Genomic DNA, 26,352 nt, shown 5'->3' on the forward strand with positions numbered 1-26,352 from the left:
ATGAAATTTCCTGGAAATTTTTTATGGGGCGGCGCAGTTGCTGCCCATCAGTGTGAAGGTGGCTGGAATGAAGATGGAAAGGGAATCGGTGTTCCTGATATTATCACCAATGGGAGTCATACGGTCCCGCGGAGAGTTGATTCCAGCCTGGATTCGGAACTGTTTTATCCTACCCATGAAGCCATAGATTTTTATCACCATTACGAAGAGGACATCGCTCTATTTGCTGAAATGGGATTTAAGGTATTTCGCCTGTCCATCAACTGGACCCGGATTTTTCCTACCGGTGAAGAAGAAAAAGCGAATGAGAAAGGGCTGGCTTATTATGATAAGGTGTTTGACTGCTGCAGGAAGCATCATATTGAGCCTTTGGTGACAATTTCCCATTATGAACTCCCGTATGCGTTGGTAGAGAAATACAACGGCTGGGCTGACCGCCGTCTGATTGATTTATATATGAATTATTGTAAGGTCATCTTCGAGCGTTATAAGGATAAGGTGAAGTATTGGCTGACTTTCAATGAGATTAACTGCGGTACGCTGTTCACTGGAACAACGATTGCAATCAGCACCGTTCAGGGATATACAGGTCCTTCCCTGGAAGCTCCCGTCACAATGCAGACACGTTATCAGGCGCTGCACCATCAGTTTGTGGCGTCGGCCCGTGCTGTGAACCATGCCCATGAAAACTATCCTCAATTTAAGATGGGAAACATGATTGCATTTTTACCGGACTATCCTTATACCTGTAATCCGGATGACGTGTTGGCAGTCCAAAGCCATATGAGGATGGTGAACTGGTTCTGCTCTGATGTTCAGGTGCGAGGCAGTTATCCCAGCTATTCCAGACGTTTCTTCGCAGAAAATAATGTGGAGATTAAGATGGAGCCGGGGGATTTGGAAGAACTGAAAAAGGGGACGGTTGATTTTTACACATTCAGCTATTACATGACTTTCTGTGTTTCCACTGATCCTTCTGTAGAGTGCGCCGCCGGAAATCTGTTGGGAGGGGCGAAAAATCCCTATTTGAAAGCTTCTGACTGGGGATGGCAGATTGACCCCAAAGGTTTGCGCTGGACGCTGAACGAGATTTATGACCGTTACCAGGTTCCGCTAATGGTGGTCGAAAACGGTTTGGGAGCACATGATGTGAAGGCGGAGGATGGAAAGATACATGATGAGTACCGCATTGACTATCTGCGTCAGCACATCGGGCAGATGGGCGAAGCGATTGCCGATGGCGTTGACTTAATCGGGTATACCCCATGGGGCTGCATTGACCTTGTCTCCCTGTCCACTGGCGAGATGGCGAAACGATATGGTTTTATCTATGTCAATAAATTTGATGACGGAATCGGTGACTTGAGCAGGGAACGCAAAGATAGTTTTTACTGGTATCAGAAAGTGATTGCCACCAATGGGAGCGACTTGAGTTAATATTGATAAAGGCTTTGTATTCTGATATAATGACACGAAAAGGGGGCGGGAATATGGAACTTCGGGTGTTGAATTATTTTCTGGCGGTAGCCAGAGAGGAGAATTTTACAAGGGCGGCGCAGATGCTCCATGTTACTCAGCCCACCTTATCCCGTCAGATTGCACAGCTGGAGGAAGAACTGGGGGTAGAGCTTTTTACCAGAAGTAATCATAATATCATTTTAACTGAATCTGGCATGATACTGAAGCACCGGGCGCAGGAAATGCTGTCCATGGCAGAGAAAACACGTCAGGAGCTGCTGCAGGGAGACGAGGAACTTACCGGAAAAATTTGTATTGGAAGCGGAGAGTTTCAGGCCACCAGATTACTGGCTCAGATTATTTCTTCTTTTTCGGAGAAGCATCCCCTGGTCCAGTATGAGATTTACAGTGGAAATGCGGAAAACGTCCATGACCATATTGAAAGAGGGCTTTTGGACATAGGATTGATGGCAGAACCCATTGACATCCGCAAATATGATTTTGTTTCCATGCCGGTAAAGGAACGCTGGGGAGCCTGGGTATGTGCGGATTCTGACCTGGCACAAAAGGAATGGATTCAGCCGGAGGATCTGATGGGCAGACAGTTAATCATTGCCAAAGGTGAATTTCTGAAAAGCAGTATTGGAAAATGGCTTGGTGATTTAAACACCCAGGTGAAAATCATTGCGACTGGTAATCTGCTATACAATGAAGCGATGCTTGCGGAGAATTGCCTGGGTATCGTGCTTGGAATTAAGCTGAACTGTACGTTTGAACATCTGCGCTTTATTCCTCTGTATCCTTCCCTTGAAAGCAGTACAGCCCTGGCCTGGAAAAAAGAGCAGGTCTTTTCCCCTGCCGCCGGCAGTTTTATAAAGTTTTTAAAGCAATACGAAAAAGTAATATCTGATGATAAAATATAGGCATTAGACATTACAACATAAAAGGATTAAGATGAGGGTGTTCCTGAATGGAGCACCCTTATTTTCATGAGTAAAAAGCGAGGTGGAACTATGACAATCAATGAAGCAAGTGAACGGTATCATATTCCGGTTGAAGTTTTAAAGGAATATGAAAGCTGGGGGCTGTGTGATGAAGTAAAGAAAGTGATGGGGGTATGGCAGTACGATGACCAGGATATACAAAGGCTTAGTATGATTATGACGCTCCATGACGTTGGGTTTGACAACAGCGAGGTTGAGTCTTATATGCGCCTTCTTCTGGAAGGGGATTCAACTGAAAAAGAACGGCTGGATATGTTAAACAAAAAACGGGGAGCGACTCTTGACGAACTCCATTTTAAACAGAAACAGTTAGACCGCGTGGACTATTTGCGGTACAAAATTCAAAAAGCGCATAAGTAAGGTTCAAAAAGAAGGAGGACTCTACAATGAAAAAAATACTATCGTTCATCTGGGCCTGTTCCATGGTGTTTGCTGTGACTGCCTGCGGCAGTCAGGGCAGTGTGCCTGCTCCTGGCATAACGGCACCAGCTTCTTCACAGGAAACCGGCAAAGAGGTACAGCAAACGGAACCTCTGCAGAGCGGCAGCGGGGAGAACGCCTCCGTTACGGAGGAAAACGGTAGGGAAGCTGGTCCTGATATTCTGGTCGCATATTTTTCCGCGACGGGAACTACGAAGACCCTGGCAGGATATATCTCTGAAGTTACCGGGGGAGATTTATATGAAATCGTACCGGAAATCCCGTATTCATCAGAAGACTTGAATTATAGTGACAACAACAGCCGGAGCACCAGAGAACAGAATGATGAAGGCGCCCGTCCTGTAATCTCCGGCAGTGTGGAGGATAAGGACCAGTACGGAACAATCTTTCTGGGCTATCCCATCTGGTGGGGAGAAGCGCCGCGTATCATCGATACCTTCATGGAATCTTACGATTTCAGCGGAAAGACGATTGTTCCATTCTGCACTTCCGGAGGCAGCGGGATTGGCGCCAGCGCACGAAATCTGCATGACCTTGCAGCCCCGGATGTAACCTGGCTGGATGGGGAACGGCTTAGCAGTGATATCTCACATGAGGAAATGGTGAGCTGGATTGATGGTCTTTCACTGGATGTGATGGCCCGGTGAAGACGGCAGAGTTAAAGAGGATGGTGGATGTATGCCTGCTTGTCATGCTTCCTGTTTTGATGGCAGAAATATTGACCGGTCAGGAATTTCATGAATGGCTTGGGACGGCGATGGCCGTTGTGCTGCTCCTCCATCATCTGTTAAACATAAATTGGTTAAAAAATATCGGGAAAGGGAACTACACACCGCTTCGCAGCCTTGGCACGGTTATGAATTTGCTCCTTTTTGCAGATATGTCTGTTTTAATAATCAGCGGCATCATGATGAGTGGATTTGTATTCGAGTGGCTGCCTGTTTCAGGAGGCATGATTCTGTCCCGCAGACTTCACCTGTTTGCTTCCCATTGGGGGCTGATCCTGATGTCCCTGCATACCGGGATGCATTGGGGGATGGTGGTAAGACTGGGAACAAAGTTTCGGAAGAAATCAGAATCAGAAGACGGACTGACCTGGCTTGCCAGGGGCCTGGCAGCCGCAATTTCCATATTCGGTATCTATGCTTTTATACAGCAGGACATGCCAGACTATCTGTTCTTAAAAACGGCCTTTGTCTTTTGGGATGAAACGAAGCCGGCTGCTATATTTTTTTTAGAAACACTTTCCATTATGGGATTGTTTATAACAGCCGGTTACTATGGACAGAAACAAATGAAAGGATTAAAAGGGATCGGCATGAAACATAAGACGGCAAAATATCTCACTTTTATAATTCCAATCCTGGTCTGTATAGGGGTTATTTTCTGGCTGATGAGAGGAAACCGTATGTCCCCAGCCGGTTCATGGGAAGCCATGCCTCCTGTGGAAGCAGAAGAAAATCTCTCACAATCAGTCAATCAGAAACAGGAGGAAAAGGAAAGTCAGACAGAAATAAACGATGGTTTTGTCTTGGTTTCCGGTGGAACGTTTTTGATGGGAAGTCCGGAGAGTGAAGCGTGGAGAGGGGATGATGAACAGCAGCATACGGTTACGGTCAGCGATTTCTATATGAGTACCTATGAAGTGGCACAGGAGGACTATGAAGCGCTGACTGGAAATAATCCCAGCAGTTTTGAAGGTTCTGAACTGCCGGTAGATAGCATTTCATGGGTGGATGCCATTACTTACTGTAACCTGATGAGTGAACAGGCGGGATTGAATCCGGCATATCAGATAGATGGAAATGAGATTTTCTGGAACCGTAGTGCTGACGGTTACCGTCTCCCAACAGAAGCAGAGTGGGAGTATGCCTGCCGCGCGGGGACAACAACACCCTTTCATACAGAGGACTCCATCAGTTCAGAGGAATGCAACTATTGGGGGAACTACCCCTATATGATTAAGGATAACTATTTTAACCAGAGCAACTTAGAAACACGCCCCGGAACGTCCAGGTATGAAACCGTTCCGGTGGACAGCTTTGAACCAAATAGCTATGGGCTCTATAATATGCATGGCAATGTTGGGGAATGGGTCTGGGATTTATATGGAGCGTATGGCAGCAGCCAGCAGACAAATCCTGCAGGAGCAGATACAGGAAACCTCCATATCAGCAGAGGAGGAGGCTGGAATGACTTTGCAAAGAATGTGCGTTCCGCTTACCGTGCAACCGCCCAGGGAGGACGCGGCGCTTATAATGTGGGCGTTCGTCTTGTGAGAGGAGCGGTGCCGGAGGGAGGTGTTCTTGTAAGCGGCCGGTCAATGCAAAAAGAGACGAATGCTGGAAGGGTTTTAATCGCTTATTTTAGCTGGGGAGGAAATACCAGAGGGATTGCAAAAGAAATTGCGGTACAGACAGGAGCGGATCTCTTTGAAATTACCTGTGTGGAATCCTATTCCAGGGATTACAATACAGTGCTGGAAGAAGCGCAGAGGGATCAAAATGCTCAGGCACGGCCAAAGCTGGCGGATCAGGTGGAAAACATGGAGCAGTATGATACCATTCTGCTTGGATATCCCAACTGGTGGGCATCCATTCCAATGCCGGTCGCTTCGTTCCTGGAAGAATATGACTTTAAAGGGAAGACAATCATCCCATTTTGCAGCCATGGCGGCGGCAGATTTGGGCAGAGCCTGACTGTGATTGCAAAGCTGACATCGGACGCAATGATTGGCGAGGGACTGGCGGTTAGCTATTCAGGCGGCTCGTCCCTGTCATCGGATGTGAGTACATGGCTTGAAGATAATAAGGTGAAATGAACAATGGAAGGAGGTAAAGGGAACATGAAGATTGTAGTTTTACAGGGAAGTCCCAATAAAAGCGGTTCTACCAGTATTTTGACAGAGCGCTTTACAAAGGGCGCAACGGAGGCCGGACACGTTGTTGAGAGGATTGATCTAAGGGATAAGAAGGTAAAGGCCTGCACAGGCTGTGTCGCTTGTGGGTACAACGGCCCTTGCGTTCAGAAGGATGATAACGGGCAGATTAAGGAGGCAATCCTGAGTGCTGATATGATTGTTTTGGCCACGCCTTTATATTACTTCGGAATGTCGGCGCAGTTAAAAACGGTGGTAGACCGATTCTGTGCTTACAACAGCAGTATTAACAGGAAGAACATGAAATCTGCTTTGCTTACGGTTGCGTGGAATGCGGATGACTGGACATTTGATGCATTGGAGGCCCACTACTGCACACTTGTAAAGTATCTCAATTTCCAGGACGCCGGAATGGTATTGGGCAAAGGCTGTGGAAGTCCTTCCATGACAAACAGTACCGGCTACCCAAAGATGGCATACGAGCTGGGGAGAAATTGCTGAAACGAAGCTTGGACAGGGAAGAAAAGCTGTTAAATGAGGACGGTAAGATTGACTATACGAGATTTAAACCGATATTGTCTGAGATGCCGGCCTATTCCTATTTGAGAGGAGAAAGAAAATAATGAAAAGAGCATGGCTGCTATTGCTTACGCTTCTCATAAGCATGACAATGTCTGTGACTGCGTTTGCAGGTGTTTGGAAAACTGGAGAGGGAGTAAATCAAAACCGATGGTGGTACGACAATGAAGATGGTACTTATGTACAGAATGGCTGGCAGTGGCTGGATGGAAATCAGGACGGAATTGCGGAATGTTATTATTTTGACGGTAATGGATGGATGCTTTCTAATACCACGACTCCGGATGGATACCGTGTTAATGAGAATGGTGCCTGGATTTCGGCAAGCGGTGTGGAAACCAGGGCTGCGCAAAATACGCCTGCCAGTTCAGAAACTACTGCAAAAGGAGAAAATGTGTTAATTGTCTATTTCACAAGGACAGGAACAACAGAGCAGGCGGCACAACAGATCCAACAGTTGACGGGTGGGAGGCTTGTGGAATTAGAGGCAGAAGCCCCATATAGCGGTTCTTACGAAACAACCCTTGACCGTGCAGAACGGGAACTTCATTCTAATGCAAGACCGGCGCTGATTACCCGGATAGAGCAGATGGAAACTTATGATACGATATTTGTGGGATATCCCATCTGGCATGGAGATGCGCCTATGGTGATCGATACATTTCTGGAGTCTTATGATTTTACAGGTAAGACAATTGTACCGTTTTGCACCAGTGGTGGAAGCGGGATTGGTACAAGTATGCAGACAATACGTGGCTTGTGTCCTGATTCCACAGTACTTCAGGGAAGGCGGATTGGAAATACCAGTGAGATTCAGACATGGCTTAATCAGACTGGATTGAATGCAATTCGTTATTGGGAAAAGAAAATGGAATAAGGGAGGATTTTTAATGAGTAAGATTTTAGCAGCCTATTTCTCTGCCAGCGGCGTTACTGCCAAAGCGGCGGCTAATCTCGCCAAAGCTGTAATGGCGGATTTGTACGAAATCAAACCTGCCGTTCCCTACACTTCGGCAGACTTAAACTGGAACGATAAGAAATCCCGCAGTTCGGTGGAAATGAGTGATAAATCCCACCGTCCGGAGTTGGCTGATCACTCGGCCCCTATTTCGGAGCATGATACGATTCTTTTGGGTTTTCCTATCTGGTGGTATACTGCGCCAACCATCATTCAGACCTTTCTGGAGAGTTACGATTTTGCTGGCAAGACGATCATCCTTTTCGCCACATCAGGCGGAAGTGGACTGGGGGGAACAGCATCGGAGCTGTCGCACAGTTGCCCTGGCGCTGTCATTAAAAACGGAAAGCTGTTGAATGGCCGCGAGTCTGAGACATCGTTGCGTCAGTGGATGGAGGGTATGTAAACGGAATTTTGGCGAATGCCGATGATTCAATAAAAACTAAAAAACAGTTGGAGGAAGAAATGAAAAAATTATTGAGGAGAACCTTAGCAGTTACAGGCTGTGTAGCCATGATGGCATCCATGGCGGCATGCGGTGCGAAGCCTGGGACACAGACGGAATCAGCACAGACGGAATCAGCACAGACAGAATCAGCACAGACGGAAGCGGCGACACAGGCAGAAACAACGGCACAAACAGAAACATCTGCACAGGCAGAAACGGAAGGAGATGCGATGACAATGAATTATGGGAACATGAAGGATGTTAGCATAAAAATGGAGCCAATCGAACTCACGGATGAATGGGATAAGGTTTTTCCGCTCAGTGATGAAGTAAACCATAGAAAGGTAACATTTGTTAATCATTTCGGTATTACTCTGGCTGCGGATCTTTACGAACCGAAAGAATATACGGGAAAGCTTCCGGCCATTGCGGTCTGTGGTCCTTTTGGCGCAGTGAAGGAGCAGAGTTCCGGGCTTTATGCACAGGAACTAGCAAAAAGAGGATTTCTGGCTATCTCATTTGACCCTTCTTTTACAGGAGAGAGTGCTGGATATCCAAGGGATTTCAATTCTCCGGATATTAATGTTGAAGATTACCAGGCGGCTGTTGATTTTCTTTCCATACAGGAAAATGTTGATTCTGAAAAAATTGGAATTATCGGTATCTGCGGCTGGGGTGGCATGGCAGTGCAGACTGCAGCACTTGATACAAGAATAAAAGCAACGGCAGCAATGACGATGTATGATATGAGCAGAAATACGGCGCTGGGATATTTTGATTCTGTGGATGAAGATGGAAGATACGAGGCCCGTGCAGCTTACAATCATCAAAGAACAGAGGACTATAAAAACGGTTTTTACACAATGGGAGGAGGACTTCCCGAAGAGGCTCCGGAAGAAGCGCCTCAATATGTGAAAGATTATGTTGCATATTACAAGACCGGGCGCGGTTATCATCCCCGTTCCGTCAATGCAAATAATGGCTGGGCGGCAACTGCCAGCGGTTCTCTGATGAATATGCGGCTGTTTGAATATGCTCCGGAAATCCGCAGTGCTGTTCTGCTTGTACACGGGGAAGAAGCACATTCTCTTATGTATAGCCAGGAAGCATATAAGCTGTTACAGGGAGATAATAAGGAGCTGATGATTATCCCCGGCGCTTCCCATACAGATTTATACGATCGGATGGACATCATCCCATTTGATAAATTGGAAACATTCTTTCATGACGCATTTGCACAGTAGTTACGGATTATACTGGAAGCGGTTAATTCAAAAGCAGTAATGCCAGATTCCAGGTAGAACGGTGAGCATATCAATAAAAATCCTCCTATGCTAAAATGAGAATGGTGTCGCAAGCCAAACTCAAGCACAGGAGGAGGTCCAAATGGACAATGGAAGCTTATCACATACTCGTTGGAAATGCCTTGTAAGTAATGAAAGGTGTGAAGCGGTGGAACAATGCGGGTAAGTGGAAGTCATAGCAGGAGCAGTGTGTATAAATCATGTACATTTAAGCGTAGCAATCGCGCAGAAGATAAGTATTTCGAATTTTATGGGAAATCTGAAAGGAAAAAGTACACTCATGTTATACGACAGACACCCCGAATTGCAAAGTAAGTGGAAAAAGTATTTTGGGCACGAGGGAATTAAATGGAAATAGTTGGTGATATTACCGATGAAGCAGTACCGAAGTATACAAAAGCGCAGGCAGAAGAGTCACGAAAAGAAGATTCGAGAGGTACGGCTTTATAGCGGACCAGTAACGGTGCTTGCGACACGCCCTTTGGGGAGAGCAGTAAGATAGCCCTTTTGGGGCTAATGGCAAACCACCAGTTGAACGGGTGGTTGCTGACTTAGATAACGGAACTTACAGACAACCACACGAACCAGTATATGGCCACTTATCCGGCCAGACACAAACAGAAAACCAGACCTATGAATAAATTATGGAAAAAGTTCATCTATGGAACGGCGTTGATTATGGCCTTCACCCTAATCCTTTCCCTTGCAGTGAACTCAAAGATTGTAGGGAAATACTACCTGCGCAGTCAAAAACATTATATCCAGGACATTGGAAGTCAGCTGATTACCCTTTTGGAAAGCGGTACAACGCCGGAAACTGCTGTCAGGATCCTGGAAGAACAGGAAAAGGTCCTGATTGTATATTCAGGCAACACATCGGACAGTGAAGCCCTCAGCAATGAACTGCGCGAACAGTTCCGGAAAAAGGGATTAGGCTTCCAGAAGTTCTGGCTTTGGGAACAGGATTACCAGGATGCGGTGGAACACGGCATGAAGCTGCGCCTTTATCAGCAGGAAAAACTGAAGTATGGGATTCTGGCTGAGTATATGTTTACGGATAAAGGCATGTTCGCCATTGCCGCGGTGGTTCCCAATACCGAGGAAACCGTTGGCATCTTGAATCAGTTCCTGATTATCCTTCTGTCCATTTCATCCGTGGTTGCAGTAGTCCTCATGTATATCCTGGTGAGGCACATTACCAACCCATTAAAGGAGATGGAGGAGTTTTCACGCAGGATTACCGGGCAGGATTATGGCAGCAGGCTGGTAATCCGTACCAATGATGAACTGGAGACAGTGGCCGGCAGTATGAACCGCATGAGCCAAAGTATTAAGGAATATCAGGACATGCTGCTTGGGAAGAACCGGCAGATGGAGGCGCTGCTGGACAATGTGGCCCATGACCTGAAGACGCCCATCTCGCTGATTGGCACCTATGCGTCAGGGATACAGGATGGGCTGGATGACGGGACATTTTTAGACACCATTATCCGCCAGAATGCGAAAATGGCCCGGCTCACAGAACAGTTATTGGGGTTGTCACGGATTGGGCAGAAGGAATATCCGGAAGAGACCATTGCCCTTGACCGCCTGTTACAGGAACAGGTTGAGGAACAGAGGATATCTGCTGTTCAGAGAAAGCTGGAGCTTTCCGCATCAATAGAACCGAATCAGCATATCAGGGGAAATGCAGAACTTGTTTCAACTATTTTCTCTAACCTACTGTCCAATGCAATTAAATATGCGGCAGAGTCCGGGCCTGGTATTGAAATATGTCTGTATGGAAATGACGCTGGCTGTCATTTTACCATATCCAACCAGATGCAGGCAGAGAATCTGGATTTAGACAGAATATGGGAACCATTCTATGTCGGGGAGTCCTCCCGCAATCAAAATCTGTCCGGTACCGGATTGGGACTGCCTATTGTTAAAAAGATTGCAGAACAATGCGGTTATGGGATAAATTGTGCCGCAGAAGACGGGAGAATAAAATTTACGGTTATTTTTTAAAACCTGATTTTGTCAAATGAATGTAACATCCCCTTATTATACTGGGTCTGAAGTATAAAAATGATAAGGAGATTGACATGACAAAACCAGGTTTTTTATTCCGGGGTGCATGCATGCTTTTTGCGGTATGCCTGACCGGGTGCGGGATTCATAATCCCATTGCAGACAGTAAGGGGGCGGATGCGGCGAAGGTGCCCGCCGTCCTTCGGGAACAGGAAGAAGCTTCTGATTTTGGGGAAGCCATTGGCATGGCATTTGAGTATGAGGTGGATTCGGAAACATTTGCGATTGAACTGTTTACAGCGGATGGTTCAGTGCGGGCAGCTTTACCGCTTCAGGAGAGGGTGGTGGAAGATTACCGGAAAAGGGACGAGGAAGTCTCATGGCGGTATCAGGAAGATGGGATTGCTGTCTCCGTTACCCCTGAAGACGATTACCTCAGTGTTACGATTACTTCGGAGACAGACAGTGACAACGCCTTTACATGGCCGGAAATATCTGCGGACAGCTATTATTTCCCATTTGGTGAGGGAAAGCGGGTTCCGGCAGATGATTCGGTCTGGAAGGATTATCTGGCGGGGCAGATAGGCCAGCCCAATCTGGCAGGACAATCCAATCCTTCTGCCAAGGAATTTTCCGTCCTTGAACAGTTTTCCATGCCTTTTTGGATATCATCCGCTGGAGATTACGCGGTCCTGTTCATCATGGAAGACCCATTCCACACGAAAATAGGTTTCAGACAAAATCCGGATTTGACCTTTTCACTGAATAATGGGTTTCCGGCTATTGATACGGACAGGACAAAGCGGTTCCGCATCTATCTTACGGACAATGACCCTGTCTCTGCGGCGAAGCTCTACCGTAAGTATGTGAAGGAAACGGACCGGTTTGTCACATTGGAACAAAAGGCAGAATCTAATCCAATGATAAGGAAGCTTTACGGCGCACCATTCATATATCTTTGGGGCGAGCGGCTCATTTCCCCCGAGGACGTGAACTGGCCGGCCTTCCGTACCGCAATAGGGTCGCCGTTCATGAATTACCTTATATCATTTTCATCCCAGGTGGAGAATGGAAATGAAATCAAAGCGGCCCTGGATGAAATCCAATCCCAGGATTATGTTGCGGACTACCAGAAACATCTGGTATGCAATTATCTCAGCGGAGTATTGAAACTGCCGGAATTCTATTGGCAGCTGTCTTCACTGCCTTATGAATCGTCCTACACACCATCCACCGCCCCGTCCACTGTACCCTCCGATGCACCGTCCGCCCTCCGGCATGCATTTACCACATCCTCCCCTGAATTGGCATCGCTTCTGGCCCCGGGATATGAAAACCTGAACGAATCCAATCAAATCCAGGTTAACAAATATATCCTGTCCGCAAACCTTCCGGATGTATTCGGCAAACCTTCCGGTTGGATGGACCAGGATACGGTGGGACTGATACGGCAGATGAAGGATTCCGGCATCAGCCAGGCGTGGATTGGGCTTAACAGCTGGGAACAGGCATATGCGAAACCGGAACTTGTGGAGGAGGCGGTAAACCAGGGCTACCTGATTGGCAGCTATGATTCCTATCACTCCATACATGAACCTGGCAGTGAGCAGTGGATAACGGCCGCATTTGAGGATACATCCCTGTATGACCGGGCAGCGGTGGAGGATAGGAACGGAGAGAAGATAAAGGGATTTAAGGGTGTGGGGCGCAAGCTGAATCCGGTCCTGTCACTTCCTGCTGTCGTGGAACGGATGCTGGATATCATGGGAAATGGACTTCCGTTTAATTCCTGGTTTATTGACTGTGATGCTACCGGGGAGATTTATGATGATTATACACCGGACCATATTACCACGCAGCAGCAGGACCTGGAGGCACGGCTGGAACGGATGGCATATATCCGTGATACCTATGGTATGGTCATCGGCTCTGAGGGCGGCCATGATTTTGCGGCTTCTACCATTGCATTTGCACATGGGATTGAGATGCAGAGCTTTTCGTGGATGGATGACGATATGAAGGAAAACAGGGACAGTGAATATTTTATAGGGAAATACTATAATCCGGACGGTGGGGTGGCGGAGCATTTCTCCAGACGGATTCCCGTAAAAAGCAGATATCAGACACTGTTCACAGACCCCAGGTTTGATGTGCCTCTATTTAAACTGGTCTATAATGACTCCGTGATTACCAGCTATCATTGGGACTGGTCAACCTTCAAAATCAAAGACCAGACCGGAACACGCATGCTGCGGGAAGTCCTTTATAATGTTCCGCCCCTTTATCATCTGGACACCGTCCAGTGGGAGAAATATAAGGACGATATAGTAAGACATAATGCGGTATGGTCCGAATTCAGCCGGAATGCTGTCACACGGGAAATGACCGGTTTTCAATATCTGAAGGAAGACGGTTCCGTGCAGATGACGGAGTATGGGGATAAGATACAGGCAGCGGCTAATTTTAATGATGGACCTTTTATATACGGAAATCAGGAGATTCCGGGAAAGTCGGTTTTAATCAGGATGGATGGGAAGGAAACGGTTTATACACCAAAAACAGCGCCGGATAATTCGTGAAGATAATGTTGGGTAACCCATAAAGCCAGCGTTGGATGATTCATGAAGACAGGATGGAATTCATCCTATTCCCATGAATTTAAGGATGATATAAGATTATCCTTTTCTTTCCAGTGTTTTTGCGGTAAAGTAGATAAAAAAGCACCCCATTGCATATGGTAAGATTTTGGATTGCATTTCATTTTAAGATATGGGTTAAGGATGGATTACTTTACCAAGACCGGAACGGACGGTACAGAAAGATAATCCATATCCGCCTGAATGTATTTCCGGTTCTGACACAGGTATGTGTGCAGGGGACGATTGACGGTTGCTTTCCGTTCCCTGCATGTCCCGTTTTATACATTTCAATATAATGCAAAGTGAGGTGTGCATGGGGCGGGAAGGAATCGGGAAACACATCTGGGCAAAGGGAGACAGGGATAGGTAAAGGAGGTGGCTTTATGGCTGGATATATAATGACACATAGTGATGTTGACTCTCTTACATATTGCGTAAAGACAGGAACATACAGCACCAATCTCAGTGCACCAAAGGGAAATTGGATGACGCATCACGAAGGGACATTTGCTGATTATCTTAGCATGAAACCCGGTGACAGCATTTATTTTTTTATTAAGAGGAAAATATACGGTATTGGGAAACTGATTGAAATTAATTCAGAGTGCAGGTTTTTAAATTATGTTGGTGCGGACCGGCCGGTTGATTATTCAAAGAAAAACTATGGGGAACTGGAACCGCTATTGGACGAAGGAACTGCCAATAACCGCTGTTTGTGTGTGTTTGAGCCAGCGCCTCTGTTCTTTTTAAACGGAGTGGATATGGATGATGCTTTAAACAGCAATCCGGACAGGTTCCGCATGCTGCGGGCAATGTGGAAGGTTTCATTTATTAAAGTGGATGATGATGAGAATCAGGCATTGATGGATATTATTTTAAAAAGAAATGAAGAAAACCTGCTTCGTAATGAAAATGCATATCCATATTCTGATACATTACATAATCAGATCAGGGAAAAATACAGAACAGTACAGGCTGACAGCGGATAACATACTTCTTTCATGTGCAAAAGGAAATAAGATTAATCATGAGATGGCGATTGAAGCCGCACTGTGTGAATTGCTGTCAGAAGATAACAGCACACCAATGGGAAAGTGGGATTATATTTCCCATCAGGTGGTTGCCTCACCGTTTAAGGCGATTGATTATATGGATAAAATGGATATATTCGGGTACAGGTATATTCCAGGATACAGGACGAAATCCAGGTATCTTGTAGTGGAGATAAAAAAGGACGAGGCAACGGATGATGTCATTGGACAGATAATGAAATATGTGGATTGGATTCAGGGAGAATATGCGTACGGTGACTATTCCATGATTGAGGCATATGTAGTGGCGTCAGGTTTTTCAGATTCCGTCAGACGGAAAAAAGACCGGGAATGTGTAAGATACTATACAAAAGGCTGTCGGCCTGCCATATCATGTATCTGGTCATCCGTGAAATTGATTCAATATGAATTCATTGACAATAAACTCAGGTTGAGGGAGGTATGAAGTGCGGATAACATCAGATATTGCCCGCTACCATGCCATAATTTCACATAAGAACAATGAAAACGGGAATCCCTATACTGCAAAGGATAACCATCAGGGACCGGTTACAAGATGATTTTCACTGACAGGCATCAGGAACTCTCCTATGCCAAGAAAGCGGTAGTCTATGGGGGTAAAAGATTGAATACTGAAGCCGCTGGAACGGATCTGAGCTGGAGCCAATCACACGGAAGACGGTATTTCAACAGCTTTTATAGGAAGAATACAGGGGAGAATCCCAGGAACTATCTGACCGATATAAGGATGAAGGGAGCCGTAAAGCTGCTTAATAACACGGATGATAAGGCAAATGAGGCGGCTAAGGCTGTGGGGTATAAGAATGTACGCCGGATTAATGAGGATTTTAAAGGGAAGTAATAGCAGAACCCAAGCAAATACAGGAAACCCAGCGGGAGAAGCAGGGCACAAAGGCAGGGGACGGATGGGAAATGCAGCACGCTGGAGGAACCAAAGTGCTAAAACTCAGGGTGCCGGAGGACAACGGATTTCCGAACCATGCTCCAATGCCATACAATTTACCTCCGGGTGTTCCAACGCCATTCAATCTGGTGCCGTCCGTTTCCTCCTCACGTCCATCTCCATTCTATCAGCCATCATGCTTCCAGTAATCACGCTGTCCGCCTGCTCCGCCCGGATGACACTATCCGGTGAAGGCGGTGCGGTCCATAAACCGTATACCGGACTGGCTGTCAGCTCAGATGGGATTTCCAATCCGGTCAAACTCCGCCTGGTATACTCCGCCAGCGACCTTAAATGGAAAAGAGTGGTTGAGGACACGGCAGAGGCGTTCATGAGGGAAAATGAGGATATAGAGGTGGAGCTTTACAGTATGCCGGAAAATAAGTGCCAATCCCACCTTGAGTCCCTGAAAATACTGGCGGCCCAAAAGGAATTCTTTGATATTGTGGAAATACAGGAAACCTCCACCCTGGTTGCCGCAGGGCTTCTGGCGCCGGTTCCGGAGGGAGTTTCTGCCCTGGTGGAAAATCCGGGAATATATGAAGGGGTGTGTTATGGTGTACCCCGGTATGCCACGACGCTGGGAATCATTTACAATAAAGATATATTTGTTGGACTGGGGCTGTCTGAACCTGACACATATGAGGATTTCCTCCAAATCTGCCAACAGGTAAAGGATGCAGGCCGCAACCCCCTGGCCCTGGGGGCAGCCGATGTGCGGCATATGGAATACTGGGCAGATTACCTGTTCAGGAATTATATGGTTACAGAGGGCGGAGAAGTGCAGTGGACTGCCAAACGCACCCGGCAGATGCTTGCCGATTACCGGAATCTTGGGGCACAGGATTATATAAACCCGGAATACCGCAATGCTTCCGACATTAGGACAGCCCAGGAACTGTCATCGGGGAAGGCCGCCATGGTGTACGCAGGTCCCTGGATGCTGTCACGGATTGAGGACCTGAATCCGCAGATACATCTGGGATTTTTCTTCCTGCCCGGCAAAGACGGGATTACCTATGCGGTACAGGACCGCAATGTGGAATGGGGGATATCCACGGCCACGGCCCGGGATAAGGAGAAGATGGAGGCGGCGGAACGTTTCCTGAAATTTTATTATTCAGAAGGAATCTATGAAAATATACTGGCCGCCATGGATGGGGACCCGGTGACCGTGCGCCCTGTCAACCGATTACATATGCAAAACCAGGCAATCATGGAGTCGGCCTATTCCACCAATCCGGTACGCACCGGGATAATGATGGAAAATGCCGAGGTCCCCGATGGATTTGCCGCCTGCTTTGCCCAACGGCTGGTGGATACCCTTTGGGGTGAGGAGAGTACGTCCTATCTGGCGGATGACCTGACCCGTATATGGGAGAGGGAGGCGCCATGATACAGACAAGGAGAAATGTTTTTTACCGCCTGACCCTGGCCTTCATCTTTGGCGGGCTGGTGCCGCTGCTGATTGCTGGTACCATGCTGTTTTACAGGTTTAAGGGAGATATGGAACAGGTCATACTGGATGACATGGGCCGGACGGTCGGCTGCGCGGTCCGTGGTGCGCGGGAAATGGTGGACGGGAGCAGCAGTCTCACCAAGCACATGTATGACATTTACACAGAGGATGGCAGACTCCTTTACCAGCTGCTTAAGGATAAGTCCATGGCAGACCAGGAGAAACGCATCCAGATGGCCTTGTTCCTTGGAGAAATGCTGGAGGAGGACAGCAGGATCCGCACCGCCTCATTTGTGGATAGGGAAGGCAGGATATATTATGCCACCAGGAACATGCAGAAGGCGCTGGATGAAACTGCTTTCCGGCAATGGATATCGCAGGAAGGGTACAGCAGTGAGGCTTTTTCAGCGCTTCCCACCCATGCGGACAGTTATTTCCCAGATTCCGGGAACCGGGTCTTAACCTTCCGCAGAAGTTACCAGGACCTGACATCCTTTAAGACCATTGGAATCAGTTTGGGAAACCTCTATCTGGACGTGGACGTTGGAAAGCTGTCTTCGGCGCTTTGGGATATGGGGGTGGGGGAAAATGGAACATTTTCCATCATTGACAAAAATGGAATCTGCATTTACAGCATGGATGGTTCTGAGATAGGAAAGCCGTTGGAACGTATGGTTCCTTACCTGTCTTCCATGACGGAAACAAGGGGATACCTGACTGATGCAAGGCAGCATGTGGTTTATGAACGGATGGACGGCTGTGGCTGGATTGTGGCGGCCCAGGTGGGGAGGGACGCTGTCATGAGCAGCCTTAACGGCACCGTACAGAGTATCGTGGCGTTTTTAAGCGGTACTTTCCTGGTGCTGCTTTGCCTGTATTCCTACTCTGCGAAACACATATGGAGGACAGTGGGGCTGCTGGAACATGAGGAAAATGAAAACGCCGGAATAGTGGAAAGCCTGTCACGGCAGGTGGAATACCTGAGCAGCGGCGGCAGCATGGTTCCGCTGAAAAAGGAAATCGGGAACATACGGGATTATTTCTATATCATGGGGATTCAGCATGAAAACAGGATTCAGCTGGAAGTCAGTGCGGATGAGGATGTAATGGACGCATCCATCATCAGGATGAGCCTGCAGCCTGTTGTGGAAAATGCGGTCAGGCACGGTTTATTACCCAAGAAGGGAGACGGCACCGTGAGTATTGAGGCCCGCCGCAAGGACAGCATCCTGGAGGTCACTGTCATGGATGATGGCGTGGGGATGACAGAGGAAACACTTACGGCCCTTAATGCCGGCCCGGACCAGGATGGGACGGATGTACAGACCGGTGATAAGGGGCTGGATACTGGAATCAGGAATGTCCATGACAGGATACGCAGGACCTTCGGACCAGGATATGGGCTGAAAATCATGAGTAATGAGGGGAAGGGGACGGTTGTGGTATTCTGTCTGCCGTTCATACCGGGCAAGGCGGAGCCGGAGGAAGAGGGGAACGCGCAGCAGGGGTCAGATGGGACTTCTTCTGACAGGATATGTGAATAAGGGATAATGGCATTGTTAAGGTTGTATCAAAGCAATCTTTCTGCTAAAATAAACCCATGGAATCATTTCCGGAATCTATCAAACAAGCAGGGGAGAAAAAGCAATGGACTATAAGATAATCGTATTGGATTTAGACGGTACGCTGACCAACCGGGACAAAATCATCACGCCCAGGACCAGGGACGCCTTAATGGAGGCCCAGGAAGCGGGCAATATCGTGGTTCTGGCTTCCGGACGCCCAACGCCCGGCGTGGAGCCGCTGGCAAAGGAACTGGAGATGGACCGTTTCGGAAGCTATATATTATCCTATAACGGGGGGATGATAACCAATTGCAGGACAGGAGAGACTGTATTTTCATCCCTCCTTCCGCTGGAGTCCAATCAGAAAATCATCGGGCTGGCGGAAGAGCACCGTGTGGATATCCTTACCTATGAGGGGGAGGAGGTCATCACCAACAACAAGGAATGTCCTTATGCAACCGCTGAATCCAACATCAACCATCTTCCGCTGCGCCAGGTGGATGACATGAAGTCCTATGTGGATTTTCAGGTACCCAAGTTCATCATGCTGGATGACGGGGATTACCTGGTGACCGTGGAGCCGAAGGTGAAGGCTGCGATGGGCCGTGATTTCAGCGTATACCGTTCCGAGGAATATTTCCTTGAAATCATGCCAAAGGGCATAGATAAGGCACAGTCCCTGGCCCGCCTCCTGGACATCCTTGGCCTGAAGAAGGAGCAGATGATTGCCTGCGGGGACGGATACAATGACCTGACCATGATTAAGTACGCAGGTCTTGGGGTGGCCATGGAAAATGCAGTTCTGCCTGTGAGGAATGCGGCGGATTATGTGACGGCTTCCAACAATCATGACGGCGTCGGCCTGGTGGTGGAGAAATTCATGCTGGGACGCGGGCAGGATGTGCTGTGAGTGGACGGATACATGCCGGTAATCCGGCAGACATACAATGCACACGGTGAAACTTTACATTGAAAAAGTGTTATCATGTATGGACTTTCAAACTTTAATATGTTAAAATGAGTGGGTATGAGGCTTATGGCCTGTCCGGATGGTATCCAGGCATGCCAAAGGCCTGTGTCCCTTGATGCAGGGACATTGATTCCACAACTACATGCGGTCGGGGGAGAGTGTGAACCGCATAAATTATAAGGAGAGAGAACCAGGACATGAACAAAAAGATTAAAACGGACGCAGTGGATCATTTATTTGATGCCATACTGACACTAAAGAATCCAGAGGAGTGTTATAAGTTCTTCGAGGACGTGTGTACGATTAATGAACTTTTGTCACTTTCACAGCGCTATGAGGTTGCCAAGATGCTGAGGGAAGGCAAGACCTATCTGGAGATTGCGGAGAAAACAGGGGCATCCACGGCAACCATCAGCCGTGTGAACCGCTCTCTGAACTACGGAAGCGACGGATATGATATGGTGTTTTCAAGGCTTCAGGTAGAAAGTGTTGTTCCGGAAAAGGAAGACGGCAGATAAGTAAGCGGAAGATGAGTAAACGGAAGCAGGGAAATGGACCAGCCTGTCAGCGGTGATGGGCTGCAATGTAAAAAAGCAGATAATATAATATATAAAACGTATATCCCGGCATATCAACCAATATGCCGGGATATACGTTTTTAAATTCCGGATAGCTGTTCCCAAACACGCCATGGATTACACCATGAATCACTTCTTCCGCGGAGGCGTTGTCTCCCCGCGCAGCTGGTCCGCAATCATCTCAATCATCTGCGTCTTCAGATAGACATCAAAGGACAGTTCACATATAAATGCAAAGAGCTGCAGGTATTCCTTATCTTCCTCATCCACCGGAACGTCCTGGAAGGTTTTACGGGAGCGGGTGAATTTGCCGGTCACGTCTTTCATCAGGTTACCCATCTCACCCTTTTCCAGGGTAAATACCTCTGTATAGATATCTTCCAAGGACAGGGGGGAATCCTTGCCGGTAAAATGTCTGGATGTGATGGGGCGGAACAGTTCCTCAATATCATTAAAGGATAACAGGCTCTTAAAGTAATAGATGAATATCAGCATGAGCATGTGGTCCTTGGAATACTTCTTCTTCACGGGCGGGGGAAGCAGGTTATTCTTGGCATAGTTGTTAATCATGGTCTTGGTCAGCACCTTATCCTCAGGATGGCGCCGCATATCCTTTAAATGGCCTTCCATGAAGGTGGTAACCTGGTCCATATATAAATCAATATCAGGTATTTCTTCCGGCTTAACATGGGACAGACTTCCCAAATAGGCCAGCAGATCCCGAACACGTTCTTCATTTGTCTTCATCTGTCAGTCACCTCTGTCTTTGAAATCACATTGCTATATCTATTATATAGTATTGAATACTAGATGACAAGGGGCAAATGTAAGAACATGGCAAAATACTTTGACAGTAGCAGAAACCGCCATATTATGATATATTGTATGTCAGAGGAATTTGCAATCAAATCGAAAGGAATAAGTATGCGGGACGATATTTGCAGGGAAGCAAAACAATTGATTCAGAGTGTGATGGAAGGCTATATATCGGGCAACCCGGAGATACTGGCCGGATTACTTACATATTGTTCACCGGACGTGCTTGTCATTGGAACGGGACGGCATGAGTTCTACCTGGGCCTGGAGGCATTGACGGAAGGAATGAGGAAGGACCAGGAGGAGGCGGACGGAATCAGCTTTGTCATCAGGGAGGCCTGGTATGAGGCAAAGCTGATTACGGAAAACAGCTGTGTTGTCTATGGGGAATTCAAGGCCCAGGAAAAGGATACGGACGGGAAGGAAGTCATCATTGACATGGATACAAGAATCACGGCCGGGCTTCACCGGGATGACAACGGACGGCTTGTCATTGACAGCCTGCACCAGTCCGTGCCTTATATCTACCAGCAGGAGGGCGAGTACTATCCCAAGACCATTGCGGACCAGGCAGCTGCAGCCCTGGAACGGACCGCCATCCTTGAGAAGACCATACAGCTGGATTCCCTGACCGGCCTGTACAACAGGAAGTATACGGAAATGCACATCACCAGGCTTTTGACCAAGGACCATGAAAGCGGCCTGATGTTCGTCATTGATATGGATGATTTTAAGAAGGTCAATGATACCCATGGCCATCTTAAAGGGGATGAGCTACTGAAGGAAGTGGCGGCAGTGCTTATGGACTTTGTCCCGCCCTCCGCCATTGCAGGCAGGATAGGAGGCGATGAGTTCATGATTTTCCTGCCAGGCTCCACAGAAAGGGAGCAGGGGGAAAGGGAAGCCCGCACCCTGATCCAGTCCATCAGCCGAATCCTCCTGAGGATGGGACTGGACCAGAGCTGTTCCATCGGCATCACACAGATAAGCCGGGACAGCGGGACATTTGACAGCGCCTACCGGAAAGCGGATGAAGCCCTGTACCGTGCCAAGACCAGCGGCAAGAACATGTTCTGCTGGTGGGAAGGGCACGGGGAAGAAGGGGAGACCGGGGACTGCGCAGATAAGGGATGCGGGAACGGTGAAGAAGGAAAATGCAGGGACGGCGGAGAAGGAGTCGTGCAGAAGGAACCGTAGGGTTTTAAAGTTGCACGATGGGGCCAGGAATGGTATACTTATACATCTGACACATTGAATGAAGAAATAAAGGCGGTACATAAAATATGAGTATTTACGATACATTAAACCCCATGCAGAAAGAGGCTGTATTTCACACCGAAGGTCCTCTTTTAATCCTGGCCGGAGCAGGATCCGGCAAGACCAGGGTGCTGACGCACCGGGTGGCCTACCTGATTGATGAGAAGGACGTGAACCCCTGGAATATACTGGCCATTACATTTACCAACAAGGCGGCAGGGGAGATGAGGGAGCGTGTGGACCAGCTGGTAGGCTTTGGGGCTGAGAGCATATGGGTGAGCACCTTCCATTCCACCTGCGTAAGGATCCTGCGCAGGCACATTGAATGCCTGGGATACACCACCAGCTTCTCCATCTACGACAGTGATGACCAGAAGACATTGATGAAGCAGGTATTTAAGAGTCTGGACGTGGATACAAAGCAGTTTAAGGAGCGCTCCGTGCTGGGCGTGATATCCTCGGCCAAGGATAAGCTGATCATGCCAGAGGAGTTCCTTCTGAACGCAGGGCAGGATTTCCGCCAGAAAAAGGTGGGGGAGATATACAGGGAGTACCAGAAGCAGTTAAAGAAGAACAATGCCCTGGATTTTGACGATCTGATTGTCAAGACCGTGGAACTGTTCCAGAATAATGCCGAGGTGCTGAACTATTATCAGGAGCGGTTTAAATACATCATGGTGGATGAGTACCAGGACACCAACCAGGCCCAGTTCAAGCTGGTGAACCTGCTTGCGGATAAGTACAGGAATCTCTGTGTGGTAGGTGACGATGACCAGTCCATTTACCGGTTCCGCGGGGCCGATATAGAGAATATCCTGAGTTTTGAGTCAGCATTTCCGGGTGCAAAGGTCATTAAGCTGGAGGAGAATTACCGCTCCACCCAGAACATCCTCAATGCGGCAAACGGCGTTATCCGCCACAACCGCGGAAGGAAGGATAAGACCCTGTGGACAGCCAATGGGGAAGGGAATCTGATCCGGTTCAAGCAGTTTGACATGGCCAGGGATGAGGCGGATTATGTGGCCAGACAGATACGGGACAGTGAATTTGCCTATCAGGACCAGGCCGTGCTCTACAGGACCAATGCCCAGTCCCGTCTCATAGAGGAACGGTGCATTTTCTATAACGTGCCTTACCGTCTGGTGGGAGGCGTGAACTTCTACCAGCGGAGGGAAATCAAAGACATCCTGGCCTACCTTAAGACAATTGCCAACGGTGTGGATGACCTGGCTGTGCTGAGGATCATCAATGTTCCAAAGCGCGGCATCGGCGCGACCACTATGGGCAAGGTGACTGCGTTTGCATCCGAGCACGGCATGAGTCTCTATGGGGCGCTGAAGGAAGCGCGCCAGGTTCCGGGGCTGGGTAAGGCCGCGGAGAAAATCCTGAAGTTCGTGGGGCAGATGGAGAGCTTCAGGGCCAGGGCTGAATCAGAGGATTTTTCCATCCGGAACCTGATTGAAGGGATTATGGATGAGACCGGTTACCAGCAGGAACTGGAGGCAGAGGGCGAGATTGAGGCCCAGACACGTCTTGAGAACATCGAGGAACTGGTGAACAAGGCGGTAAGCTATGAGGAGGACAGCGAACACCCCACCCTGGACGAATTCCTGGAACAGGTGGCGCTGGTGGCTGATATCGACAGCATGGATGAGTCCGAGGACCGTGTGACCCTTATGACGCTCCACAGCGCCAAAGGCCTGGAGTTTCCCAAGGTATACCTGGTGGGGATGGAGGACGGCCTGTTCCCCAGCATGATGTCCATTAATTCAGATGACAGGACGGACCTGGAGGAGGAGCGGCGTCTGTGCTACGTTGGCATTACCAGGGCGAAGAAGGAACTGGTGCTGACCTCGGCCAGACAGCGCATGGTCAACGGAGAGACAAGATACTGCAAGCCCAGCCGGTTCCTGGAGGAAGTGCCTGCAGAATTATTGGATGAAGAACGCCTGGAGCCGGTGTTTGGAAGCTATGGCGGCCGCGGCAACGGTGCAGGACAGGGAAATGCCTCAGGCTTTGGAAGCAGTGCGGGCGATGCAGGACTTCCATGGAACCAGTCTGTGGCATCGGGACGTACAAGCACATTCGGCAAGGGCTATAATGCCTATGCGTCGAAGACGGCGTCGCCATTTGACGGGTTTGACAGCGGGACTGCCGGACCGGGCAGCGGGGCAGGATCTGGCGGCGGCGTTGGGACAGGCAGTGGGGCAGGATCTGGCGGCGGCAGTGGGACAGGCAGTGGGGCTGTGTTTGGCGGCCGTGCCGGAGGAGCTGGATATGGCGGAGGTGCCGGATATGGCGGAGGTGCTGGCTACGGCGGAGGCACGGGCTATGGCGGGAATGCCGGCTATGCCGGAGGCGCTGGCTATGGCGGAAGTGCGGGTCATGGCGGGCCCGGTGGGAAACCGGCTTTTGGCAAGGCATTTACGGTTGAAAAGCCTGCTTCCCTGAACTACAGTGAGGGAGACAGGGTAAAGCATGTTAAGTTCGGGGAGGGAACCGTCAAGTCCATAAAGGACGGCGGGAAGGACTATGAAGTAACGGTTGAATTTGACACGGCTGGTCAGAAGAAGATGTTCGCATCTTTTGCAAAGTTAAAAAAAATATAGGATGGCTGGTTAAAAATTCAAGAAATTGGGATAGTAAAAAAGGGACTTCCATGGTATAATAATTAAAAATATGTATCTGAGCTTATTGCTTGCATATAAGAAAGGACGTGGACCGGATGAACAGGTTTGACAGAGACAGATTCGATGCAATGGGAAAAGAGGCATTAAGCCGTGTAGAAGAACTGATGAATTCCAGCAGAATCAATGAACTGCTTCACAAAAGAGAGGAAGATGAGAAGAAGAAAAACTGTATCCTTTGGGTACTGGCCATCATCGGCGCCGTAGCAGCCGTGGCAGGTATTGCATATGCAGTGTACCGCTTCTTTACACCGGATTATCTGGAAGATTTTGAAGACGACTTTGACGATGATTTTGACGATGACTTCTTTGAAGATGAGGAGCCGGAGGAGAAAAAGACTGAGAAGTCTGAATAGAGATTACGGATTTAGGAAGGACCGTCCCCTGTGGGATGGTCCTTTTTTCGGGGAATGGAGGAAGTGTTTGGAGGTTTGGAAACGGGGAGTGAATATTCAAAATTACTGCATCCCTGAAATGATTTCTCTGACCGTGACATCCGGATGTTTATACCGGTTCCGTTTTTGGGTGGCTGATTTCCACTGGATTGCTTTTTGGGGGCAGCAATTGATACACGCAACGCAGTGTTCACATTGATGCTGGAATTCCAATGCTCCGTTTTTTAAGATTATATTGTGATTGGGGCATATGTTTTGGCAGATACCGCATTGTATGCATGTATCGTCAACATGAAACCCCTGGTCATGATTGACCTTAATATCTGTATATATTTTGTAGAATAATTTGTCTGCGGCCGAATAACGGAAGGGGGAATTGCTGATTCCTGCAGCTATTTCACTGGCGGCCAGTTCAGCCAGCCTGGCGGCCTCTTTTAATCTTTTTCCTGCAAGATGGATTCTTGGATTATATTCCTCCACGAAATTTGCAACTGCTTTGATTTCCCTGCCATAATCCAGCTTCAAATCCTTTTTTGCCAACAATCTGTCTACCTGGCCCAGTACCCCGCCATGCAGTTCACCATAGGTGGGGACCGCAAAAATATATGGGGAATCCCGGCTCACGCGCAGTTTATCTATGAATTCCCCCACGGTCCGGGGAACACCCCAGAAATAGGTTGGGAAGACCAGGCCTATTTTATCTGCTGTGCAGATGGTTCCTTTGTATTTCACCATGGGCAGCATCTCTGCCCCCAGCTTCTGTGATATGATTGCGGCTGTCTTCAGGCTGTTTCCGGTTGCCGAAAAGTAATAAATGACTGTTTTCATGCTGGCTCTCCTCCTGCTGCGCAGGGCGTTTTTGATGATTTAATCCCATGCGATAGCCT

Annotated in this window: 23 protein-coding genes and 1 pseudogene; 22 read left to right on the plus strand and 2 right to left on the minus strand. The window is 48.3% G+C overall.

All coding sequences use genetic code 11. The features are described from left to right. The 19 genes and pseudogenes from MCJ35_RS03620 (at position 1) to MCJ35_RS03710 (ending at position 20,250) form a co-directional block, all read left to right on the plus strand. Positions 1 to 1,437, plus strand: a complete 1,437-nt coding sequence (locus MCJ35_RS03620) for a glycoside hydrolase family 1 protein (protein WP_240299359.1) — start codon at positions 1 to 3, stop codon at positions 1,435 to 1,437. 53 nt (positions 1,438 to 1,490) lie between these two features. Next, a complete protein-coding gene (locus MCJ35_RS03625) occupies positions 1,491 to 2,381 on the plus strand; it encodes a LysR family transcriptional regulator (RefSeq protein ID WP_025482938.1) in 891 nt (296 codons plus the stop codon). A gap of 90 nt (positions 2,382 to 2,471) precedes the next feature. Continuing rightward, positions 2,472 to 2,822 (plus strand): MerR family transcriptional regulator, encoded by a 351-nt coding sequence (locus MCJ35_RS03630; RefSeq protein WP_025482936.1) that lies wholly within the window; start codon positions 2,472 to 2,474, stop codon positions 2,820 to 2,822. Between the two features lie 26 nt (positions 2,823 to 2,848). After that, positions 2,849 to 3,550, plus strand: a complete 702-nt coding sequence (locus MCJ35_RS03635; RefSeq protein WP_025482933.1) for a flavodoxin — start codon at positions 2,849 to 2,851, stop codon at positions 3,548 to 3,550. Beyond that, a complete protein-coding gene (locus MCJ35_RS03640) occupies positions 3,547 to 5,724 on the plus strand; it encodes a flavodoxin (RefSeq protein WP_081739037.1) in 2,178 nt (725 codons plus the stop codon). Before MCJ35_RS03635 ends, MCJ35_RS03640 begins: the two co-directional genes overlap by 4 nt. A 24-nt stretch (positions 5,725 to 5,748) precedes the next feature. Next, the gene (locus tag MCJ35_RS03645; protein ID WP_025482930.1) at positions 5,749 to 6,282 is read left to right on the plus strand and encodes a flavodoxin family protein; all 534 of its coding nucleotides are present in this window, start codon (positions 5,749 to 5,751) and stop codon (positions 6,280 to 6,282) included. Positions 6,283 to 6,403: 121 nt separating this feature from the next. Beyond that, positions 6,404 to 7,237 carry a flavodoxin gene (locus tag MCJ35_RS03650; RefSeq protein WP_025482928.1) on the plus strand — a complete coding sequence of 278 codons (834 nt, stop codon included), beginning with the start codon at positions 6,404 to 6,406 and terminating at the stop codon, positions 7,235 to 7,237. Between the two features lie 13 nt (positions 7,238 to 7,250). Then, positions 7,251 to 7,724 (plus strand): flavodoxin, encoded by a 474-nt coding sequence (locus MCJ35_RS03655; RefSeq protein WP_025482926.1) that lies wholly within the window; start codon positions 7,251 to 7,253, stop codon positions 7,722 to 7,724. Positions 7,725 to 7,783: 59 nt separating this feature from the next. Then, positions 7,784 to 9,010, plus strand: a complete 1,227-nt coding sequence (locus MCJ35_RS03660; RefSeq protein ID WP_025482925.1) for an alpha/beta hydrolase — start codon at positions 7,784 to 7,786, stop codon at positions 9,008 to 9,010. A 226-nt stretch (positions 9,011 to 9,236) separates the two neighbouring features. Then, positions 9,237 to 9,520 (plus strand): annotated as a pseudogene (gene tnpA, locus MCJ35_RS32500) (IS200/IS605 family transposase); the annotation flags it as partial. Between the two features lie 183 nt (positions 9,521 to 9,703). Beyond that, the gene (locus MCJ35_RS03670; RefSeq protein ID WP_025482924.1) at positions 9,704 to 11,080 is read left to right on the plus strand and encodes a sensor histidine kinase; all 1,377 of its coding nucleotides are present in this window, start codon (positions 9,704 to 9,706) and stop codon (positions 11,078 to 11,080) included. Positions 11,081 to 11,157: 77 nt separating this feature from the next. Beyond that, entirely contained in the window at positions 11,158 to 13,662 is a 2,505-nt protein-coding gene (locus MCJ35_RS03675; RefSeq protein ID WP_025482923.1) for a glycosyl hydrolase, read from the plus strand. Between the two features lie 443 nt (positions 13,663 to 14,105). Beyond that, positions 14,106 to 14,711 carry a hypothetical protein gene (locus MCJ35_RS03680; RefSeq protein ID WP_240299360.1) on the plus strand — a complete coding sequence of 202 codons (606 nt, stop codon included), beginning with the start codon at positions 14,106 to 14,108 and terminating at the stop codon, positions 14,709 to 14,711. A 43-nt stretch (positions 14,712 to 14,754) separates the two neighbouring features. After that, positions 14,755 to 15,219 (plus strand): PDDEXK family nuclease, encoded by a 465-nt coding sequence (locus tag MCJ35_RS03685; protein WP_240299361.1) that lies wholly within the window; start codon positions 14,755 to 14,757, stop codon positions 15,217 to 15,219. Between the two features lie 180 nt (positions 15,220 to 15,399). Next, the gene (locus tag MCJ35_RS03690) at positions 15,400 to 15,636 is read left to right on the plus strand and encodes a helix-turn-helix domain-containing protein (protein ID WP_162158512.1); all 237 of its coding nucleotides are present in this window, start codon (positions 15,400 to 15,402) and stop codon (positions 15,634 to 15,636) included. Positions 15,637 to 15,700: 64 nt separating this feature from the next. Beyond that, positions 15,701 to 17,134, plus strand: coding sequence for an ABC transporter substrate-binding protein (locus tag MCJ35_RS03695; protein ID WP_025482919.1), 1,434 nt, complete (start codon positions 15,701 to 15,703; stop codon positions 17,132 to 17,134). Then, a complete protein-coding gene (locus MCJ35_RS03700) occupies positions 17,131 to 18,741 on the plus strand; it encodes a cache domain-containing sensor histidine kinase (RefSeq protein WP_162158511.1) in 1,611 nt (536 codons plus the stop codon). Before MCJ35_RS03695 ends, MCJ35_RS03700 begins: the two co-directional genes overlap by 4 nt. Before the next feature lie 103 nt (positions 18,742 to 18,844). Then, positions 18,845 to 19,672, plus strand: coding sequence for a Cof-type HAD-IIB family hydrolase (locus MCJ35_RS03705; protein WP_025482917.1), 828 nt, complete (start codon positions 18,845 to 18,847; stop codon positions 19,670 to 19,672). A 257-nt stretch (positions 19,673 to 19,929) separates the two neighbouring features. Next, positions 19,930 to 20,250, plus strand: a complete 321-nt coding sequence (locus MCJ35_RS03710; protein WP_008722122.1) for a YerC/YecD family TrpR-related protein — start codon at positions 19,930 to 19,932, stop codon at positions 20,248 to 20,250. A gap of 189 nt (positions 20,251 to 20,439) precedes the next feature. Here MCJ35_RS03710 and MCJ35_RS03715 read toward each other — a convergent pair whose 3' ends face one another. Next, positions 20,440 to 21,057 (minus strand): DUF1836 domain-containing protein, encoded by a 618-nt coding sequence (locus tag MCJ35_RS03715; RefSeq protein ID WP_008722124.1) that lies wholly within the window; start codon positions 21,055 to 21,057, stop codon positions 20,440 to 20,442. A 177-nt stretch (positions 21,058 to 21,234) separates the two neighbouring features. Here MCJ35_RS03715 and MCJ35_RS03720 point away from each other — a divergent pair, with 177 nt between their 5' ends. The 3 genes from MCJ35_RS03720 to MCJ35_RS03730 all read left to right on the plus strand — a co-directional run bounded on the left by MCJ35_RS03720 (position 21,235) and on the right by MCJ35_RS03730 (position 25,426). Continuing rightward, entirely contained in the window at positions 21,235 to 22,323 is a 1,089-nt protein-coding gene (locus MCJ35_RS03720; protein ID WP_008722126.1) for a diguanylate cyclase domain-containing protein, read from the plus strand. Between the two features lie 86 nt (positions 22,324 to 22,409). Further along, positions 22,410 to 24,992 (plus strand): ATP-dependent helicase, encoded by a 2,583-nt coding sequence (locus tag MCJ35_RS03725; RefSeq protein WP_240299362.1) that lies wholly within the window; start codon positions 22,410 to 22,412, stop codon positions 24,990 to 24,992. 116 nt (positions 24,993 to 25,108) lie between these two features. Further along, on the plus strand, positions 25,109 to 25,426 hold the full coding sequence (locus MCJ35_RS03730) for a hypothetical protein (protein WP_008722130.1): 318 nt from the start codon (positions 25,109 to 25,111) through the stop codon (positions 25,424 to 25,426). Positions 25,427 to 25,528: 102 nt separating this feature from the next. Here MCJ35_RS03730 and MCJ35_RS03735 read toward each other — a convergent pair whose 3' ends face one another. Then, positions 25,529 to 26,293 (minus strand): EFR1 family ferrodoxin, encoded by a 765-nt coding sequence (locus MCJ35_RS03735; RefSeq protein ID WP_025482913.1) that lies wholly within the window; start codon positions 26,291 to 26,293, stop codon positions 25,529 to 25,531. Between the last annotated feature and the right edge of the window lie 59 nt (positions 26,294 to 26,352).

The organism is Enterocloster sp. OA13 (assembly GCF_022440595.1).
In the GTDB taxonomy this organism is placed as follows: Bacteria; Bacillota; Clostridia; order Lachnospirales; family Lachnospiraceae; genus Enterocloster; species Enterocloster hominis.

Bases quoted from the DNA above. Each gene is read 5' to 3' on its own strand.
- MCJ35_RS03685 (WP_240299361.1), top strand. From the start codon at position 14,755: ATGGCGATTGAAGCCGCACTGTGTGAATTGCTGTCAGAAGATAACAGC.
- MCJ35_RS03705 (WP_025482917.1), top strand. From the start codon at position 18,845: ATGGACTATAAGATAATCGTATTGGATTTAGACGGTACGCTGACCAAC.
- MCJ35_RS03730 (WP_008722130.1), top strand. From the start codon at position 25,109: ATGAACAGGTTTGACAGAGACAGATTCGATGCAATGGGAAAAGAGGCA.
- MCJ35_RS03700 (WP_162158511.1), top strand. From the start codon at position 17,131: ATGATACAGACAAGGAGAAATGTTTTTTACCGCCTGACCCTGGCCTTC.
- MCJ35_RS03710 (WP_008722122.1), top strand. From the start codon at position 19,930: ATGAACAAAAAGATTAAAACGGACGCAGTGGATCATTTATTTGATGCC.
- MCJ35_RS03660 (WP_025482925.1), top strand. From the start codon at position 7,784: ATGAAAAAATTATTGAGGAGAACCTTAGCAGTTACAGGCTGTGTAGCC.
- MCJ35_RS03695 (WP_025482919.1), top strand. From the start codon at position 15,701: ATGGGAAATGCAGCACGCTGGAGGAACCAAAGTGCTAAAACTCAGGGT.
- MCJ35_RS03680 (WP_240299360.1), top strand. From the start codon at position 14,106: ATGGCTGGATATATAATGACACATAGTGATGTTGACTCTCTTACATAT.
- MCJ35_RS03735 (WP_025482913.1), bottom strand. From the start codon at position 26,293: ATGAAAACAGTCATTTATTACTTTTCGGCAACCGGAAACAGCCTGAAG.
- MCJ35_RS03670 (WP_025482924.1), top strand. From the start codon at position 9,704: ATGAATAAATTATGGAAAAAGTTCATCTATGGAACGGCGTTGATTATG.
- MCJ35_RS03725 (WP_240299362.1), top strand. From the start codon at position 22,410: ATGAGTATTTACGATACATTAAACCCCATGCAGAAAGAGGCTGTATTT.
- MCJ35_RS03625 (WP_025482938.1), top strand. From the start codon at position 1,491: ATGGAACTTCGGGTGTTGAATTATTTTCTGGCGGTAGCCAGAGAGGAG.
- MCJ35_RS03620 (WP_240299359.1), top strand. From the start codon at position 1: ATGAAATTTCCTGGAAATTTTTTATGGGGCGGCGCAGTTGCTGCCCAT.
- MCJ35_RS03720 (WP_008722126.1), top strand. From the start codon at position 21,235: ATGCGGGACGATATTTGCAGGGAAGCAAAACAATTGATTCAGAGTGTG.
- MCJ35_RS03715 (WP_008722124.1), bottom strand. From the start codon at position 21,057: ATGAAGACAAATGAAGAACGTGTTCGGGATCTGCTGGCCTATTTGGGA.
- MCJ35_RS03645 (WP_025482930.1), top strand. From the start codon at position 5,749: ATGAAGATTGTAGTTTTACAGGGAAGTCCCAATAAAAGCGGTTCTACC.
- MCJ35_RS03655 (WP_025482926.1), top strand. From the start codon at position 7,251: ATGAGTAAGATTTTAGCAGCCTATTTCTCTGCCAGCGGCGTTACTGCC.
- MCJ35_RS03630 (WP_025482936.1), top strand. From the start codon at position 2,472: ATGACAATCAATGAAGCAAGTGAACGGTATCATATTCCGGTTGAAGTT.
- MCJ35_RS03650 (WP_025482928.1), top strand. From the start codon at position 6,404: ATGAAAAGAGCATGGCTGCTATTGCTTACGCTTCTCATAAGCATGACA.
- MCJ35_RS03675 (WP_025482923.1), top strand. From the start codon at position 11,158: ATGACAAAACCAGGTTTTTTATTCCGGGGTGCATGCATGCTTTTTGCG.
- MCJ35_RS03635 (WP_025482933.1), top strand. From the start codon at position 2,849: ATGAAAAAAATACTATCGTTCATCTGGGCCTGTTCCATGGTGTTTGCT.